The organism is Mesorhizobium sp. B2-6-2 (genome assembly GCF_006440615.1).
In the GTDB taxonomy this organism is placed as follows: domain Bacteria; phylum Pseudomonadota; class Alphaproteobacteria; order Rhizobiales; family Rhizobiaceae; genus Mesorhizobium.
The window spans coordinates 143922-162272 of sequence record NZ_VFUG01000009.1 but is presented as its reverse complement, the minus strand read 5'-3'; the positions used below and the strand labels follow the sequence as shown (position 1 = coordinate 162272).

Below are 18351 nucleotides of genomic sequence, written 5' to 3'. Positions count from 1 at the left end.
GCCGTTGCCGCCGGGGTTGAAGCCGTTGAGAGCGCGAAATCCAGAGCCGCAAGCAAGATGGCACCGAGGCTGTCGAACTCGCCAATGGAACTGAAAAAGTCGTCGTGATCCGCTGGTGACGCGCGCCTAGGTGCAGCAAGCTCTTTATGGTTTCCTCCACCGGTACGTGGTCATTTTCATGCATCAGCAAGAGGCAACGACACGATTGTCCCGACTGTGCGGACTGCGGAAGGGACTTCCGAAACCATGCAGACGCCCTCAATCCCTTCGGCCGGCTCGGGGAAAACGCGGAACTGAGGCCTCAATTACACAGCCTCATGCGAGCCATGCGTCGAGAATTCGCCTCCCCCAGCATCGAGGAGGCAGACCAACCTCATCAGGTCGACAAGGTTCAGTCGACCACCTGAGAGATCGCCTGCAATCGGCTTTCTGCTCAACGAGCAAGGTGCGGGCCGCATTCGTGCTGCCGCGATCAAAGCCTCGATGTTCTTCCGAGGTGAACTCCCACTGAAAGTCCAGCCTCTTAGACCGCACTCTTATCGAACCGATCATGCTCCTGTTCGACACGGACCAACATGCGTTTCGAATTGATGCCGCTGACCTATTCAGACGCGTGACCTCCGACCGTGTAGATCTGGGCCATACGCGACACCGAGCGCAGCCATGTACTTGATGCCTGGCGCCGGCTCGAGCACCCGCGCCGCTTCCTCCGCGCTCAGCACGTCGGGCAGCTCCGAGATTCCGGGTGACCACCAGCGCAAAACCAATCCTGCCGAACGGTGAACCGCAGCGCAGTGCTCAGGCCATTTCCTGCCTGCCGGCTTTTTTTCACGTGCCTGCAGCCGATCCCGCGGGCCCAGATAGCATTTGGACTTACCTTCCCGGCGCAGCCGCTCTTGTGCACTAAAAACAGCGCGTAAGTATCTCGTCCAGCACTGCTACAGGACATTGACCGGGAGGATGCATATCTCTGATTGCTAAACCAGGTATACTCGTGCAATTATACATGACGCGATCGGGGGGGTCGAGTTCATGCGCCTCTTGCTTTGCAGTCTGATTGCCTTTGCAGCGGCGGGTTCCTGTGCCCTGGCCCAAGACGCGAAACTGATGCGGCCGAAGTCGTTCGCCGATTTTGTCCGGCAAACCGCGCCCGATCTGATCCGACATCTCGACGCCGCCGCGCTCGAACGGACCAATAGCCAAGCTCTCATCAATGAGGGGGAACTTTTAAAGGCGCCCCGATATCCGTTTGCTAGACCGATGTCGCAGTTGCCAGAGGGAGATTCTCGCACCTTAGAGTACGTCAACCAGCTTTCAATTTTCCTGGAACAACATCAAAAACTTGGACAAATAACTGATCAATTTCGCTTAGCGGTAGGGTCGTCAAGTCGACCTCTCAACGCGGCGCCGGATTTTTTGGGCAGAGGAGACTACTTCTCATCCAAGGTTAATCGGTGGAACGGCAATATCTTTTGGGCACCTGCTTCGAAAGAAACAGACATTAACCTCCGCTACGCCGATGAAGTCAGAGCTGTCTTCGGACCGATCCCGCCGTTCGACGTTACCACGCTTGGCCGATTTGTCCGCTCTGACGGGTCAGTTATCGAAACGCGGGCCACGTATGTGGAGGTGGACGGCAATCGAGCGGAACTAAAGCCGAACAGTTCCAAATCTGGCTCTCCGCTCGAATACGAGCATCGCGACAAGAACGGTGTGTTTGTAAATTGGACGGCGACCATCGACAAATGCGACAAGCCGTCTCTGGCAGGCGGTGTAACACCATGCGGTACCGCTTCGAGACTCTCTAGGATCGAAAAAGGAAACGTCGAATGGATCGCACTTGCGAGGAAAACCCACGGCCCGGAGATTCTAAGACCAGAGAAATATTGGAGTGAGAACGACAACTCCTATGCGCTGCTTGGTTACATCGGCTTCAACCAGGTGAGCGGGGAATTGGCGTTCTTCGACGGAAGCTATGAAGGAATAAAGTTCGATTGGAGTACGCCTACTGTGGCACCAGGAGGAGGCGGATACAACGACACTGCTGGTCGGACTCTGGCATCCAAGACATACGACGCGACTTTCAGGGTCGACTGCGCCGCGTGCCACGATAACAAAGAACCCAGGATCATTACCCCCTATATCAAGCAAGCGCGCGTGGGTTATCGCGACAAAGATGAGGCCGCGGCGTTCAGCCTTGGCGATCTGCTCCCCGAGCGTACCCGGAACTCGAAGACCCCCTACCGAGTGGTTGGGACGGACTATACCGCAGCTCACAGGGGCACGCTCGATGGCGACCTCACGATTGTAGATCCAGCACGAAATTGTACCTCATGCCATGGACTCACCAACAACGGCACCGGACGCTTTGCATCGGATGCAGTAGGACGCCTCGGTTCTATTGCCGGAGACAGCGGGTTGGAAAACAGTTTCCGCACCGACTGGGCACTTCGGACCGGCGCAGGTAAAATTCATCCGTGGATGTACGCGGAACCGCAAGGCAATGACGTTTCCGACCCTCAACCTGCTCCCATCTCGGATGCTGATTGGGATAAGCTTCGCGCGGTTATCGAGAACGCTGATGGAGATTCGCGCTCCCTCAAAACCTACACCGATGCTCCAACTCCCGAGTCCACGATGGATGAGGCGACGAGGATCGGAGATCCATCAGGTCCTCAAAATTTCGCAGTGGGCATTGAAGACAATCCCGACGGTTCCTCGGAATTGTCGCCAAAGCGCATCCGGCTTGACTGGACGTATATCAATTCATTCGGCGGAGTCCCTGAGCGCGATGATGTACGCTTTAACGTAGCGATACACGAGGTCGGTATACCCTCTGATGGTGCGGAGCCGGCTAGTGGTGACTTTCCAAGCATCGAGCAGACCAAGGCGTTAGGGTTTAGCGACCTGGGAGGGGGTGTCTTCACGGATGGGACAATATTCGTACTCCGCGACATGTCTTTCCAGGGGCATATGCGCTGGATCAACCCCGCCCCTACGCTGACACCAAGGCAATACAGATTGTATTTTCCGGCATCGCTGAACAAGCGGTACCTCATTCGTGTCGCTGCCAAGCGATTTGGTTTCGATCAGGGCGGGGAGCGCGTCAGCGCCGCTGACCATCTGCTAAAAGTCGATATTAAATAGCCCACGGGAGTAAGTCATGCGTATAGCATATGGGATCGCGGTTGTCGTCGTTTCGCTGCTGTCGAGCAACCTCAAAGCGGCCGCGACAGGGCCGGATGTGATCGTGGGATTCATCGACGACGCTCGGGAAGACAGCCGGCTCGGATCGAAGATCGGTCTCACGGCTTCAACCAATTCCTGCAATATTGGGGATTCGCCACTCAATTGGCAGCGCCTTCCGGACACACATCATCCAGCCATCACCCTCAACTTTTATCGCTTGGCAGATGGAAGGATGGAGCAATTGGCGAAATCTTGGGTCAAGCACGGATTCTACGCGACGAATCAGAACGATTGCGGTGGCATACCGGAAATGCATCGCACCTGCCAGGCTGGGGCCGGGGGAAGCCAGTTGCGTCCCGGTTGCTCCGACCTGTATACTGAGGATCTCAATTCAGATCCCCGTAATCTTGGGCCTCGGAGCAGAATAACCAATTCTGCAAAAGTTGAATTTGACGGATCCAAAGCACAAGATCTGACCGGCTATCCCCCAAGCGATCCAGCGGAACGGATCTTGCTCGTCGACGAAGCTGACCTGCTCACGCCAGGCGCGCGGTATTTCGTGGAGGCCCAGTACATCACCGCCGACGATGCGACAGCCGGTAACGCACGTAACAATGTGACCTATAGGGAAGTCAAACCGATCTTAAGATCTGGAGCGTGGGTGTTGCGAAACGAAAGCCCGGAGGTGCGGATGCAGCCGGCTCTGTTCGCCTGGAAAGAGTACGGGGCGCAGCTCTCCGAGGTCGATCTTGATGAGAACGGGGTGAAGACGTATATCCTAGTAGGCTCCAAGGCCCAGCCCCTCGCCGGTGGGAAGTTCCGGTACGATTATTCCGTGTACAATATGAACAGCGATCTCGCTGTCCAGGCATTTGCAGTGCCTGAGCAGCAGATTGACCAGAGCAGCGCTTCATTCAAAGCTCCACATTCGAATGGGGAGATATGGTCGAACGACGCCTGGGACAGCCGCATTCAAGGCAACCAGATAATCTGGTCAACGCGCAAATCTTCCGAAGACACCAACGCAAACGCGGTTCGCTGGGGTTCGGCCTATAACTTTTCGTTCGTTTCCGATAAGCCTCCCACGACTGCGGACGCCACCCTTACATTTTTCAATGCGCCCGCCGACGGTGGGGCCGAGACTGTTGTGCGAGTGACGGCGCCAGGGCAATGATTTCGACGGTGGCAATCCAATCGCAAGGGTGCAATGCGAATTCTTCTCGGCCTAATATTCTGGTGCGTCCTCATCTCGATTGCCGCCGTCGGTCGATCAACGGCTCAGTCGGTCGAAATACAAATCGGCGACGGCGCCCACGATAGCAGTCCTTATATTTGCTGGACTCCTGTTCTCTCGCGAGCTCGACTCTTAAGCAAGTCGTCGACAGCGCAACAACATCTAACCCTCTCTGCTGTCTCTACCGACAGCAGCGGCAATGTGGCCTTCCAGCTAAACGGAGCCGAAGTCCTCGACAAGAAGTCTTACTCTCCTTCCTCCACTCTCAGTCTGCCCCTTCCCTCGAATGGGGCATGGGCGTCGTTCTGGATCATGGGGACGAAGGCCTCCACTGGCGCCAAAGACGTGCGCGTGATCGCGCTTGATGACCTAGGCCTGGAGCTTGGATCGGTGGACGTGATGGTGCGGGTGCGAAAAAACGCGGAGTCGTTGACGAGATTTGAAGTCCAAATTTTTCTGGACGCTTTGAAGAAGCTTCACGATATCCAAAACAGCGCCGCGTCGTCGGATTACGAACCGTTCGTTCGCATCCATGAAGCGGCCAATCAGCTTGAAATTCACAGGTCGCCACTTTTTTTGCCATGGCACCGAGCGCTACTCCTTGATCTTGAACGTCGCCTCCAGCAGGTCGACCCGCGTGTGACCATTCCATATTGGCGCTTCGATGAGCCTGCGGACCATGTTTTTTCCGATGATTTCATGGGAGCGACTGTGCCAGGTGTGCCGTTCGTCAGCGGGCCAGGTCTAGGCGACTGGATCGATCCACAAATGGGTCGGCTGATTCGAGACCCAGCTGTGGCGCCAAGCCAAGGCGTCCTTGATCCAGCCGTACCGGCGAACTTCCACCGCGCGTTCGTGATATTCCATAGCCAAATCGAGAGTAGTTTCCATAGCGGTGTGCATCGAAACCTGGGCGGCTGGCTTGCCACGGCCGACTCGCCCGCCGACCCACTCTTCTTCCTGCTGCATGCCAACGTGGATAGGGTTTGGGCACACTGGCAGGCCACCTATTCCCGGTTCAGCGGGAATGATGAGGACGCGTACTCAGCCCTGGGGAAATATCCAGGAACCGGGCCAGATGCGGGCATATACAGGAAGGGCACCTACGCCGACGATCCGATGTGGCCTTGGGGATACCCAGATCCCGCAGAAGCATCGGGATGGCCTTCCACGTCGCATCAGATGCCCGGAATAAGTTCAAAGTCCGAGGCCGCTTCGCTCACGCCAGCAAGAATGCTAGATTACCTAGGATCCGAACAGGCCTCCTCGGCGCTGGGATATTGCTACGACGACATCGACTATCTCGGACGGCCTCTCAAATGACCTACATGGGTGGCAACAATAACAGCCGCATCTTCGTTTCCGCCTTGGTTAGCGCTTGGCTTTTGGCTGCGCCGTGCCTGGCCCAGTTGGGCCAGCCCCCCAATCCCGATCCGCGTGTCAGGGCGTATCTCCTGGAGAACGCAGGCGAGATCGAAAGACTGCGCGTCACCGCCGCAAACACGAATTTTGATCCAGGAACACGCAGCAAGGCGCTCGAAGGTCTTGCGTTGATTTCCGAAGACGCGGCTCTGCCCGTCGCTGCGGAGTTGGTAACGGATCCCGTCGAAGACGTGCGAAAATCCGCAGTCGGAATCTTGGCTAACTCGGTCGTCATGGCCGGTCACGACGCCGGCAATCACGACCCCGCGATGCACCCGGGCACAATATGGGGAAGCTACGTTCAAAACCAGCACAAGGTGGCGCTCGACGCATTGAGGCTGGCAACTCGCCAAAGTCGATCCGAGGCAGGTATGCTCGCCTTAAAGACGCTGGTGAGGTCCTCCGCGGAGGAAGCCTCGCCCTTGCTGGCGGAGGCCCTAGCCAATGGAGCGGTCACACCAAAGCAAGCGGCCGAACTTTGCACGCAAGCACCTGAGGCGCGTTCGCGTGCCTGCCTTTTGGATTTTCTGGATAAGGGGCCCGCGGAAGCGCGACTGGCTGCCGTGGCGGTTCTTGGCTCAATTCCAGGAGACCGACCTTTGATTCGCAACAAGATTTTTCTCAACGACCAGGCGGAGCCCGCTCTTCGAGCCGCGGCGGCTCAAGTGCTTGGTCAATATGATCCGACATTCACGTCCTACGCACTCACCGTCGCCACCGATCCGAACACACCGTCGCTCGTCTATGCAGCGGCGGTGCGAAACTATGCCCAAAGCGCGGAATCGGCTGGGAAGCTCGATGCCGCGCAATGGGCGGCGCTCAAAAGAGCGCTACAAAACAAGTTGAAGGCAGCACAGGAAACCGACGCGCTAACCCGATCAAACCTCAATGCGCCTCCGCTTCAGGAGCTTAACCAAATGTTCAACAAAGGCCGTCCGCTCCAATAGCGGTCGGCTTGCATGATCCTCCTAACCGCGTTTGTTCTTGTTCTCGATCCAGCTGCAAAGCCGTAGACCGGACTCGGTCCTGCGCTAGGCGGACCAACGTTCGCAACACCTGACCTTGCCCCTAAAATCAACGGGCAAGGTGACAACCGAATAGTCCCGTCAACGGAGTCACTCGCTTCAAGCCCGGACTAATAGCTCAGCGCGCCAGCGTGTTGGCTATCCACACGGTTGCAACCGCGACGTTGGCGTAGACGCCATATTTCAGGCGTTTGGCGCAACCCTCGCCCCAGCTCACAACGCCGACGAGCTGGCGCTTCCCGTCTACAACGGCACTTAGTGGCCCTCCGCTATCGCCTTGACAAGAATCGACGCCGCCGTCCTCCTTGCCAGCGCATATCATCGCCGAGGTAATTCGTCCGTTGTAACTGTCCTTCGCATTGCACGCATCATTCGGCACTATGGGCACGGTTGCACCGAGCAGGTCGGTCGTCGTATTTCCGCCTTGGAAGATCGCTCCCCAACCCGTAACGTAGGCCGTCCCGTGGTAACTTGAACCCTCTGGGATCAGCGCAATCGGTCGGCCCATCCTCGCGTCCCGCGCCAACTGAAGTAGTGCGAAATCGTACTCGTTAAGCTGCGAGTCCCATTTCGGATGGATGATGATGTTGGTTACCTTGAGACGCTCGCCGCCAGCAGGCAGGAAACTCGTGCCATCGACGACGTCTAGCGCGGCTGGGTTCTTGTTCACGATGAAGTTGTCGACGCAGTGCGCCGCCGTTAGGACCCAGCCTGGCGCCACAAGCGACCCGCCGCAAAACAGGAACCGTTGTGGATCGGGGGCGACCGCCCTTACAAGCCCAACCTGCCACTCATTTTGCTTGAAATCCACCGCCTCGCCGCCAACGATGCGAGGGTCCACACGAATCGAATTGAGTATCAACTTCTGATCGGCGTCGGGCAGTTTCGCCCGCTTCACGATGTCTTGCACCTCGTTCTGGAGGCGCTCGATATTCCCCAGTCCTCCCGCCGCTGCAGGCGTGACTGACAGTACCTCTATCACAAAAAAGCCAATCGCAGCCAATCCAGCAAATACCTGCATTCCAATCCCTCCCAAGGTTATGTGCCTCTCTCGCAGGTGTGACGTGCTTGCCCTTCTCCTCAGTTAATAAGTGTACGTATGCCCGTCGCGAACGCACGTGCCTGTATTATAGTCTCTGCCCTGACAATTAATCTTTTTGTCGTCGCGTGCAAGCGGTATTGCGTCAATCGACTCTGAGGGATATGGTCATACCGCAGGGGGGGCGCTTTTGGCTTTGGCGTCTAGTCCGGCATTATATATTGTTGCCCATTTAATGTTCCAGGTCATGGAAGCTCTTGGCAGCGCGCTTTACTGACAAGACTTAATACTTCGGGAGAGTGCTATGGTCAGCGTCCTTGGACGTCGATTGATGCAGGCTGCGACTTGCTTGTCATTGTTTGTTGGTTGGGACTGCGCGCTTGCTCCCGCGGTGGCCGCAGGGCAGCCGCCTGCGACACCCGCCGATTTTTGTCCTCCGTCGCCCGTACGCACCGATGCGATGGATAATCCCAGCAAGCACGCTTGGGATTTGTTCGCTACGTTGGTCCAACCTGCGGTCGCGACAGACCCTAAATCTCGCGGAGTACCAGACTGTTCGCGCCGTCCTGGAGCGCCAGGTACCACTTCTGTTTGGGAGACGTGGAAGTTAGCAGATAGCGAGGTATTCAAGGACGACGGAAGTTACCCGGCCGATTGGACCGATGCGAACGACGAAAGACATCTTTTTGGTCAGGCGCCTGGGCAGCAGCCAGGTTTTCATGAACAAGCCGCATTAAGCGCAAGGTTCAATACATCAGGAGAGGGTGTCTATATCGGAAGCGTAGGCGGTCTCGGCGAGACATATATGAACAAAGCGACGTTCGACTTCATTCGTACGAATTGTCTGTATAGTCGAGATGGATTGGCGAGGTACGCTAAGGCGGTACTTGATAAGGCGGTCGGACCGATCACTTTCCCTCCAGAGAGCATTGAAGTCAAAGCTGCTTGGGTGCAATTCACCGATGCCGAGATTGGGTCGGGCGTTCCAAACAATTTCTATTCAATAGTACTCTATGTGAAGAATGGGCAGCTCAGCTCTGGACAATCAACAGGAGCAACGAAAGTCGTCTTTGGGCTACAGACGCTTCACATCCTCACGAAAGACGTTCCAAACTGGTTCTGGGCGACCTTTCATCACAAGATATTCGCTGGAAAGCCGCTCCCCAGCCAACCTGGAAGGGAGTATCCCGACACAGCGCAAATGCCAGCCAGTCTCGCGGGAACCGTTTGGGAGAACTATAAATTGGGAGGGACGCAGGTCAATTTCGTGGACACGACCGGCTCTCCAATTGTGCTTTCAGATGCCCATATCGAGAATGGCTTTGTAAACTCCTCGTGCATTAGCTGCCATTCATACGGTGGATGGGACAAGAAAGCCGCATCACCGCGATTTTTCAACCCTCTGAACACCGGATTGTTTCAGATCGGGTTGCCTAACCAAGAACCCGTGCCAGATGGTGCTGTACTTGCCAAATCTGTTGACGGTACGCTCGTTCCGTGGCCAGGCTTCCCATCGGCCAATCTGCAGGTTACGCGTAATAATGTATTTGACGACTTCGTCCAGACCGACTTCGTGATGTCAATACCGTTCCGTGCAAAGCCAGAAACTGCAGGTCCGCCGCCCGCCTCCTGTCCATTTCAAAAATGAAAGGGGGCTGACGAGATGAGTGTCAGGCGCTGTTTGGGCGCGATGCTCCTGGCAATCGCGGCTTTAGTGATTGCATTGCCAAGTAATGGAGCAACCGATCGCCCCGAGGGTGATGGCCACGCGGCGACATTAGGTCCACTTACCTTTTCTGCCGATCAGGCTGGGGCCGGTCGGACCAAATTCCTTTCGACCTGCGTGCTTTGTCATAAGGCCGACCTCTCGGGGGGATTCGGCCCCCCCCTTAGAGGCTCTGTCTTTACACAAAAGTGGTTCCCTGGCAGCGTCAGTGCCCTGTTCAGTTTCATCAAAACTAATATGCCAAGGAACGCGCCTGGAACTTTGAGCAACGCAGAAGTGAGCGCACTGATCGCATTCATCTCAAGCGAAAATGGGAAAACGGCGGGCGACGTCGCTCTGCCAAGCGACTTGATGGCTCTCGCCGGGATAGGTTTCGATCAGCTTACATCTTCGGCCTCGCCTTGAATAACAAGTGAACAGCCGTTGGGCGCCAGGCGGAGGCACAGCGGTGGCGCTCATGGATGTATCCGTTCGCTATCTCGCTTAGGCAATCTGATTAACAATCCGCTTTCGGCGCCCGACTGCGGCCATTCGCCAACTGGCTGCGAATAGTCCAAAGTCGTCTACAGTCGAATTGTGCAAATTCGCCGGTGCTCGGTGGGCCAAACGGATGCGAAACCAAGCAGCCGCTGTCCTGTGTCGGTTTGCTTACCGCATCCGCTGGCGGAAATGGCGCCCACGCGCCATTCTGTTTGGCGCTGCGAAATCGCTACGGAAATGATGCAGTCAAAAGGATGCATGCCGCGACAGCGACTACATTGTTGTAGCCTTTTCAACAGCGTAAGAATCCGACGGTATTTGGAACGGTATTAGGAAATTTATGGCAGCAATTGGACTGCAAAACCAGTGTGTTGAAGGTCCGGTTGATCATCGAGTGGGAATGACCCGGCGTCCTTCGCGGTGTTTCGCGGTCTATCGAAAAACCGACTTATCCCGTTGATGCCGGCCTCGAGTATGTTTCACGACATGGACAGACACCGGCAGACTTCAAGGCGGGGTCCGCCATCGCCAGTTCATAGCGAGAAACCGCCCGAAGGCCGGAGCCCGCTGATTGTCGTCTAGCGAACCGGACGACCGAACAGGACTGGAGACATGCAAAAAATGACGGCTCGCATGTCACATTGCTGAATCCAGAGTCGTCATGAAGTCGGAGCCAACCAAAGGAGCCCGATCATGACTGCCAGTCCACGGACCATCGCTTTGGGTCCGGGCTAGGTATTGCTGGCATCAGTCTGAGAGATTTCGCGCATGCGAAGCGCGTTCTGTGATGCCAGTTGGCGTGATCAAGCCACATGTTACTCCCGCTGTCGTAAATCGTCATATTGGCGTATCGTCCGGATGGCCGAGCTCGCAGAACCAGCCGCCGAGATATTTCACTGAAGGTCTTTTCGGATCGGGAACCGGCGTCTTCGCCTCGACGGCGGCGCGGAATGGCTCGGCGCTGTCCTGTGGGATAAATCCCAGATGGTTCGCGCCGCTGTTGTCGACCATCTTCAGCTTGTTGTCGGAAATGCCGTAAGAGATGGTGTGGCCGACGCGCGGCGCGGTCAGCGATGCCTCGACCAGGCGCACGCAGTCGGCGAAGGAGAGGTACGACCACAGCATGCGGCGGTCGGCCGGTTCAGGGAAGGACGAGAAGATGCGCAGGCACGCCGTCTCGATGCCGAACTTGTCCCAATAGAGCCGGCTGAGGCTTTCGACGAAATTCTTCGACACACCATAGAGGCTGTCGGGACGTACCGGCGCGTCGACGCCGATATGCGCCTCGACCTCGTGGTAGCCGATGGCATGCACCGACGAGGCGTAGATGACGCGCTTCACGCCGTGTTTCCGAGCGCCTTCATAGATGTGGTAGGAACCGCGGATGCTGGAATCGAGGATGGTCTGCCATTCGCATTCGAGCGGCGCGCCGCCGAAATGTACGATGGCATCGCAGTCCTTGGTGGCGGCGACAGTCGCTTCCATGTCGGCGAGGTCGAAGACCGCTTCTTCCTCGTGAGGCGCAAGATCATCGAAGGAGTGGCGCCCCGCCACGCGAATCGTCTTGGCCAGCGGCACCAGCCCCTTGCGCAGCTCCGATCCAAGCCGGCCGGCGGCGCCGGTGATCAGGATACGTTCGTAATGCGGCATCGTTTACTCCACTTGCGCGACGGCGGCATTGATCCGCGAGATCGCCTCGGCCAGCACGCCTTCTGCGGTCGCGGTCGAGATGCGGAAATAGGGTGACAATCCGTAGGCGACGCCGGGCACCGACGCCACGCGGCCTTCACTCAGCAGGTAATTCGCAACCGCGGTATCGTCTTCCAGCACGACGCCGTTCGGCGTCTTGCGGCCGATCAGGCTGGCGCAGCCGATATAGGCATAGAAGGCGCCTTCCGGCGGCGACAGCGTCAGTCCGTTGATCTTGCGGATGCCGTCCACGACCAGATCGCGGCGCGCTTCGAAGGCCTGCCGGAAGCGCGCGACATCGTCCTGCGGGCCGTTGAGCGCGGCGACGGTCGCGGCCTGCGCGATCGAGCACACCGAGGTGCACGATTGGCTCTGGATCGTCGACATCGCCTTGACGAGCGGCGCGGGTCCTGCCGCATAGCCGACACGCCAGCCGGTCATCGCGTAGGACTTCGACACACCGTTGACGATGAGCGTGCGGTCCTTGAGCTCCGGGCAGGCCTTGCCGAAGGAGGCGAATTTGCGCCCGTCGAACAGGATGTGCTCGTAAATCTCGTCGGAGAGGACGAGCACTTGCGGGTGCTTGGCTAGAACGGCGCCAAGTGCGCGCAAATCCGGCTCCGAATAGACCGCGCCGGATGGATTACCCGGCATGTTGAGGAAGAGCCATTTCGTCCTCGGCGTGATTGCCTTTTCCAAGAGCGCTGGCGTCAGCCGGAAACCGGTGGTCTCCGGGCATTCGACGACGACCGGCGTGCCGCCGAGCAGCTTCACCATCTCCGGATAAGAGACAAAGTAGGGCGCCGGCAGGATCGCCTCGTCGCCCGTCTCCAGCGTTGCCATCAGCGCGTTGAAGATGATCTGCTTGGCGCCGTTGGCAACGACGATGTCATCGGCCGTATAGTCCAGCCCGTTTTCGCGGCGGAATTTTCCCGCTACCGCCTCGCGCACCTCAACCGTGCCGGCAGCGGCTGTGTAGAGCGTCTGGCCGGCCTTGGCGGCGAAATGAGCGGCATCGACGATGTGATGCGGTGTCGGAAAGTCGGGCTCGCCCAGGCCGAGATCGATCACGTCCACGCCCCTGGCGCGTAGCGCCTTGGCGGCCTGCGAAGCGGCCATCGAGGCCGAAGGCTTCACCACCGAAAGGCGCGAGGCAATATAGCTCATCAGTCGTTCTCCGTGATGTAACCCTTGGACCGATCATTGGCTCGTGCGGCCGCACGGCGTTTGGCCGGATCGCCATAGCCGCCGCCGCCTGGCAGTTCGAGGATCAGCCGGCGTCCCGCCGGAACATGCTGCCAGCCCTTCGGCCGCATCTTCGTGCCGTCGTCGAGCTTGACCACGCCGGCAACGCCAGACTTCCCGCCATTGCGGCCGTGGGCCGGATGGTTGACGCGGTCGAACATGGCCGAGAAGTCGAATTCGTGGCCGTCGGTCGCGGCGATCTCGATGATCTGTCCGAGGCCGCCGCGGAATTCGCCGTCGCCGCCGGAATTAGGGCGCAGCTCCTTGCGCCAGATTACGATCGGGCCAGTATGTTCCGTCGCTTCGATCGGCATCGTGTGCACGCCGGACGGAAAGGCCGTCGCCGACAAGCCGTCGAGCTCGGGGCGGGCGCCCATGCCTCCGGAATTGAACATAAGCACTTCGGCGCGGCGACCGGATGCGCCTGAAACAGGGCGCGCCGAAATATGGATGTTCCAGAGTGCGCCGGCGCCTTCCGCGAGGATTTTTCCGGGTAACGCCTTCGAGAAGGCGCCGAGCACCAGATCGGGAACCATGTGGCCGAAAATATGCCTGAGCGCCACCGGCGCCGGCCGCACCGCGTTCAGGATGTTCACCGGTGAGGATACGGTGAAGAAGGCGAGCGAGGCGGCATTGTTGGGAATGTCGGGCGCCACCATGCATTTCAGCGCATAGCAGGCATAGGCCTTGCTGTAGATAATCGGGCAGTTGATGCCCCAGCGGCTCATCGGATCTGTGCCGGTGAAATCGACTTCGACATGGTCGTCGCGGACCGAGACCGTGGCTGCGAGCTTGACCGGCTCGTCATAACCGTCGGTCACCAGCTCGTTCGACCAGCTTCCCTTCGGTAGCGCCTCGATGCGCTCGAGCATCGCGTCGCGGGTGCGCGAGAAAATGAAGTCGCCGAGCCCGTCGAGCGAGGTGAGGCCGATCTCCTTCATCATGTCGACGAGGCGGCGATGGCCGACGTCGTTGCAGGCTGCAAGCGAATAGAAATCGCCGACGACCTGGTTGGGCTCGCGGACATTGGCACGCAGGATGCGGACCAAGTCGAGGTTGACCTTGCCCTTCTCGGCAAACTTCATGATCGGGATCTGGATGCCTTCCTCATAGACCGACTTGCCGTCGGCGCCGAAGCCGCGGCCGCCGACATCGACGACATGCGCCGTGCAGGCGAAGAAGGCGACGAGCTTGCCATTGAGGAAGGACGGCGAGACCATGGTGATGTCGTGTAGGTGGCCTGTGCCCAGCCAGGGGTCGTTGGTGACATAGGTGTCACCCTCGAACATGTTCTGGCGCGGGATCTCGTTCATGAAATGCAGCACGGCTTCGGCCATAGTGTTGACGTGGCCGGGCGTGCCGGTCACCGCCTGCGCCAGCATCTGGCCGCGCGGATCGAACACGCCGGCCGACAGGTCGCCGGATTCGCGCACCGAGGTCGAGAAGGCGGTGCGCAAAAGCGTGAGCGCCTGCTCCTCGACCACCGAGATCAACCGGTTCCACATGACCTGCATGCGGATTTCGCCAATGTCGCTCATGCCTGGCTGCCTTTGCGGATCAGGAGGATCGCGCCGTCGCTCTGGATGACGGCGTCGAAGCTGGTGGTGACAACAGTCGATGTCTCGCGCTCGACGATGACGGCCGGGCCAGCGATGCGATCGCCGGCGCACAGCGCCTCGCGTTCGACGATGCCGTAACTCTGCGGCGCCCCCGTTGCCGGATCGAAGACCGCGCGGGTCGTCGTCGGTTGGCTGGTCTTCTTGCCTGCGGCGAGCTCGTGCCTGGTGCCGGCCGGACGAATATCGGTCGCCTTCACCGACCAGGTGACGATCTCAATCTCCAGCCCGTCGAGCCCGTCGATGGCGCGGCCGAAGAAGCGCTGATAGCTGGTCTCGAACAGCGCCTTGAGCCTGGCGGCCGCATCGTCGCCGAACGGCTCGTCCGATATCGGCACGGGGATTTCCCAGCCCTGGCCGGCATAGCGCATGAAGGCAGTGATCTCGCAGACGATCTGGCCACTGGCGCCGGTGCGGACAAAGCCTTCGGCGGAGGCTTTGAGATCGGAGAGCAGGGCGTTGACTTCGGCCGGCTTGAAGCGCGAAAGGCGCGTCAGTTTCGAGGCCAGCGCCTCGTAGCCGAACGGCGCCTTGAGGAAGCCGATCGCCGATCCAACGCCAGCGCCGCGCGGCACGATGCACTGATCGATGCCGAGCTTTTCGCAAAGCCTTGCCGCATGCAGAGGCGCTGCGCCGCCAAAGGCGATCATCAGATTGTCGGAAATATTCTTGCCGTTCTCGACGGCATGGACGCGTGCGGCATTCGCCATGTTCTCGTCCACGACCTCGCAGATGCCAAAGGCCGTCGACATCGCATCGAGCGACAGGCGCTCGCCGACATCGCGCAGGATCGCCTGCTCGGACGCGGAGGTGTCCAGCTTGATCGCGCCACCGGCGAAATTGTCTGGATCGAGCTTGCCAAGCACCAGGTCGGCGTCGGTGATCGCCGGGCGCTTGCCGCCGCGGCCATAGCAGGCCGGACCCGGCTCCGAGCCGGCGCTTTCCGGCCCGGTCTGGATGCGGCCCATAGCGTCCACCCAGGCGATCGAGCCGCCGCCGGCGCCGATCTCGATCATCTCGATCACCGGAATGGAGATCGGCATGCCCGAGCCCTTCGAGAAGCGATAGGTGCGCGCCACCTCGAAGGTCCGCGCCGTGCGGGGCGCATAGTCCTCGATCAGGCAGATCTTGGCGGTGGTCCCGCCCATGTCGTAGGAAACGACCTTTTCGAGTCCGAAGCGCCTGGCGATGTCGGCGGCAAAGATGGCGCCGCCGGCGGGGCCGGATTCCACCAGCCGCACCGGAAATTCCGATGCGGTCTCCACAGAGATCAGGCCGCCGCCGGAATGGATCATGAAGACCGGGCAGTCGGCGCCCATCTCCTTCAGCCGCGTCTGCAGGCGGGCGAGGTAGTCGCCCATCTGCGGCCGCACATAGGCGTTGGCGCAGACCGTGTTGAAGCGCTCGAACTCGCGCATCTGCGGCGAGACCTCGGCGCTGATCGAGATCGGGATGGTGAGCGTGCGAGCGAGGATCTCGCGCGCGCGGCGCTCATGGTCGGGGTTGGCGTAAGCGTGGATGAAGCCGATCGCCACCGAGCCGAAGTTGCCGGCCGCGATCCGGTCGGCGATTGCCTCCAGCGCCGCTTCATCGAGCGGCTGCAGTTCCTGGCCCTCGGCGCCGATGCGGCCCTTGACGGTAAAACGGTCCTCGCGCGGGATCAGCGGCGTCGGCAGCTGCAGGTTCAGATCATACTGCTCGAACCGGTTCTCCGTCCGCATCTCGATCACATCGCGAAAGCCTTCCGTCGTGACGAGCGCGGTCCTGGCGCCGCGCCGCTCGATCAGCGCATTGGTGGCGAGCGTCGTGCCGTGGATGATGATGCCTATCTCGGCCGCCGAAATTCCGGCATCGCGGACGACGACGTCGATGCCGTCGAGGATCGCCTGCTCGGGCGCCGTATAATTGGTCAGCACCTTGGTCGAGAACATCGTTCCCCTGACATCGAGGGCGATGTCGGTGAAGGTGCCGCCGATGTCCGCGCCGAGACGGATGTCGTCTGATCTGGAGGTCATGCCGTGGCCTTCTGCGAAGCGAGTGCTGCGTCGCGCATCTGGGAAAGGGTCTGCCGGGGCGTGAGCGCTTCGGGCGAGATGGCGATGTCGAGAACTGCGCCGGTCGCGGAGCTGAGCGCCCGCTCGAATGCCGCGGCGAAATCCTGTGTCGCCTCGACGCGCTCGGCGTGAAAGCCGTAAGCCTTCGCCAACGTCACGAAGTCCGGGTTTTCCAGCGAGGTGCCGGAGACGCGGGCCGGATAGTTGCGTTCCTGATGCGCGCGGATCGTGCCGTATATGCCGTTGTTGATGACGAGCACGATCGGCTGCGCGCCCGCCTGCATGGCGGTGCCGAGCTCCTGGCAGTTCATCTGGAAGTCGCCGTCGCCGGCAAAGCATACGACGGTGCGCTGCGGAAACGCGACTTTCGCGGCGATGGCTGCAGGCAGGCCATAGCCCATGGCGCCAGACTGCGGGGCAAGCAGCCGCGCGTCCGGCCCGAACTTGAAGAACTTGTTCGGCCAGACGGTGAAATTGCCGGCGCCGTTGGTGAGGATGACGTCGGCAGGCAAGGTCTTGCGCAACCAAGCGGTGACCGCGACCATGTCGACCGGGCCGGGCTGCACGGGTGCGGTGAAGGTGCCTTCATAGGCCTTGCGCGCCACCGCGCGCCACTCGGCCCAGGCTCCCTCGACCGGGGTGAGCGCTTTGGCGAAGGCGTTTGGGCCGGCGTGGATGCCGATGGTGGGCACGTAGATCTTGCCGATCTCGCGGTCGGAGCCGTGCACATGGATCAGCTTCTGGCGTGGCACGGGCACGGAGAGCAGCGTGTAGCCGTCGGTCGTCATCTCGCCGAAACGCACATTGACAGCCAGGATCACGTCGGCATCGCGGATCAGGCTTTTGACATGCGCCACCATGCCGACGCCGGCTTCGCCGACGAAGACCGGCGAGTGGTTGTCGAACTGATCCTGGTAGCGGAAGGCGGCAATGACCGGGATGTCGGAAGCCTCGGCGAAGGCCTGGAGCGCGGCGCGTCCATTTGCCGTCCAGTTGGCCCCGCCTATCAGCAGCACCGGCCTCTCGGCCGCAGCCAGCATCTCAAGCGCCGACGAAAGGGCATCCTGCGACGGAGCGGCTTCGAAAATCGAAGCAGGGCCGCTGAGCGGCGCGGCCTCGGTCGCGGTCGTCAGCATGTCTTCCGGCAACGCGACCACGACGGGGCCTGGCCGTCCGGTCAGGGCGGTGGTCCAGGCCCGCGCCACGATCTCGGTCAGGCGCGCGACATCGTCGATCTCGACCGCCCATTTCGCGACGGTTCCGTAGACGGCCCGGTAGTCGATCTCCTGGAAGGCCTCGCGGCCCTTCATGTCGGTGCCGACCTGGCCGACGAACAGGATCATCGGCGAGGAGTCCTGCATTGCCGTATGCACGCCGATGCTGGCATTGGTCACGCCGGGGCCGCGCGTCACGAAGCAGATGCCCGGCGCGCCGGTCAGCTTGCCGTAGGCCGAGGCCATGAACGCCGCACCCCCCTCATTGCGGCAAAGCACATAGTCCAGCTTGCCATGCGTGTCGTGCAGCGCATCGAGGACAGCGAGATAGCTTTCGCCGGGCACGCCGAAGCACTTGGTCGCGCCGAGCGCAATCAGGCACTCGACAAGAAGGCGGCCGCCATTGCGGGTCATGCTG

General features: G+C 59.9%; 11 protein-coding genes. 5 read left to right on the top strand and 6 right to left on the bottom strand.

The window, feature by feature from the left end:
* Positions 1-1032: 1032 nt before the first annotated feature.
* From FJ419_RS19130 to FJ419_RS19115, 4 genes are read left to right on the top strand one after another with little or no spacing between them, the layout of a single operon-like run.
* Complete coding sequence (locus FJ419_RS19130) at positions 1033-3147, top strand: hypothetical protein (protein WP_064993452.1); 2115 nt, start codon at positions 1033-1035, stop codon at positions 3145-3147.
* 16 nt (positions 3148-3163) lie between these two features.
* Entirely contained in the window at positions 3164-4363 is a 1200-nt protein-coding gene (locus FJ419_RS19125; protein ID WP_064993453.1) for a hypothetical protein, read from the top strand.
* A 33-nt stretch (positions 4364-4396) separates the two neighbouring features.
* Positions 4397-5746 (top strand): tyrosinase family protein, encoded by a 1350-nt coding sequence (locus FJ419_RS19120; protein WP_064993454.1) that lies wholly within the window; start codon positions 4397-4399, stop codon positions 5744-5746.
* On the top strand, positions 5743-6792 hold the full coding sequence (locus tag FJ419_RS19115) for a hypothetical protein (RefSeq protein WP_064993455.1): 1050 nt from the start codon (positions 5743-5745) through the stop codon (positions 6790-6792). The genes FJ419_RS19120 and FJ419_RS19115 overlap by 4 nt, the downstream gene beginning before the upstream one ends.
* Positions 6793-6988: 196 nt before the next feature.
* On the opposite strand, the gene FJ419_RS19110 is transcribed toward FJ419_RS19115, so the two are convergent.
* The gene (locus FJ419_RS19110; protein ID WP_084015715.1) at positions 6989-7891 is read right to left on the bottom strand and encodes a serine protease; all 903 of its coding nucleotides are present in this window, start codon (positions 7889-7891) and stop codon (positions 6989-6991) included.
* A 322-nt stretch (positions 7892-8213) separates the two neighbouring features.
* Between FJ419_RS19110 and FJ419_RS19105 the strand changes: the two genes are divergently transcribed.
* The gene (locus FJ419_RS19105; RefSeq protein WP_140696752.1) at positions 8214-9557 is read left to right on the top strand and encodes a hypothetical protein; all 1344 of its coding nucleotides are present in this window, start codon (positions 8214-8216) and stop codon (positions 9555-9557) included.
* 1395 nt (positions 9558-10952) lie between these two features.
* Here FJ419_RS19105 and FJ419_RS19095 read toward each other — a convergent pair.
* From FJ419_RS19095 to FJ419_RS19075, 5 genes are read right to left on the bottom strand one after another with little or no spacing between them, the layout of a single operon-like run.
* Positions 10953-11765, bottom strand: coding sequence for an NAD(P)-dependent oxidoreductase (locus tag FJ419_RS19095; protein WP_140696749.1), 813 nt, complete (start codon positions 11763-11765; stop codon positions 10953-10955).
* Between the two features lie 3 nt (positions 11766-11768).
* Positions 11769-12971, bottom strand: coding sequence for a pyridoxal phosphate-dependent aminotransferase (locus FJ419_RS19090; RefSeq protein ID WP_140696746.1), 1203 nt, complete (start codon positions 12969-12971; stop codon positions 11769-11771).
* Entirely contained in the window at positions 12971-14587 is a 1617-nt protein-coding gene (locus FJ419_RS19085) for a hydantoinase B/oxoprolinase family protein (RefSeq protein ID WP_140696743.1), read from the bottom strand. Before FJ419_RS19085 ends, FJ419_RS19090 begins: the two co-directional genes overlap by 1 nt.
* Complete coding sequence (locus tag FJ419_RS19080; protein WP_140696740.1) at positions 14584-16680, bottom strand: hydantoinase/oxoprolinase family protein; 2097 nt, start codon at positions 16678-16680, stop codon at positions 14584-14586. The genes FJ419_RS19085 and FJ419_RS19080 overlap by 4 nt, the downstream gene beginning before the upstream one ends.
* Entirely contained in the window at positions 16677-18347 is a 1671-nt protein-coding gene (locus FJ419_RS19075; protein WP_140696735.1) for a thiamine pyrophosphate-binding protein, read from the bottom strand. The genes FJ419_RS19080 and FJ419_RS19075 overlap by 4 nt, the downstream gene beginning before the upstream one ends.
* Between the last annotated feature and the right edge of the window lie 4 nt (positions 18348-18351).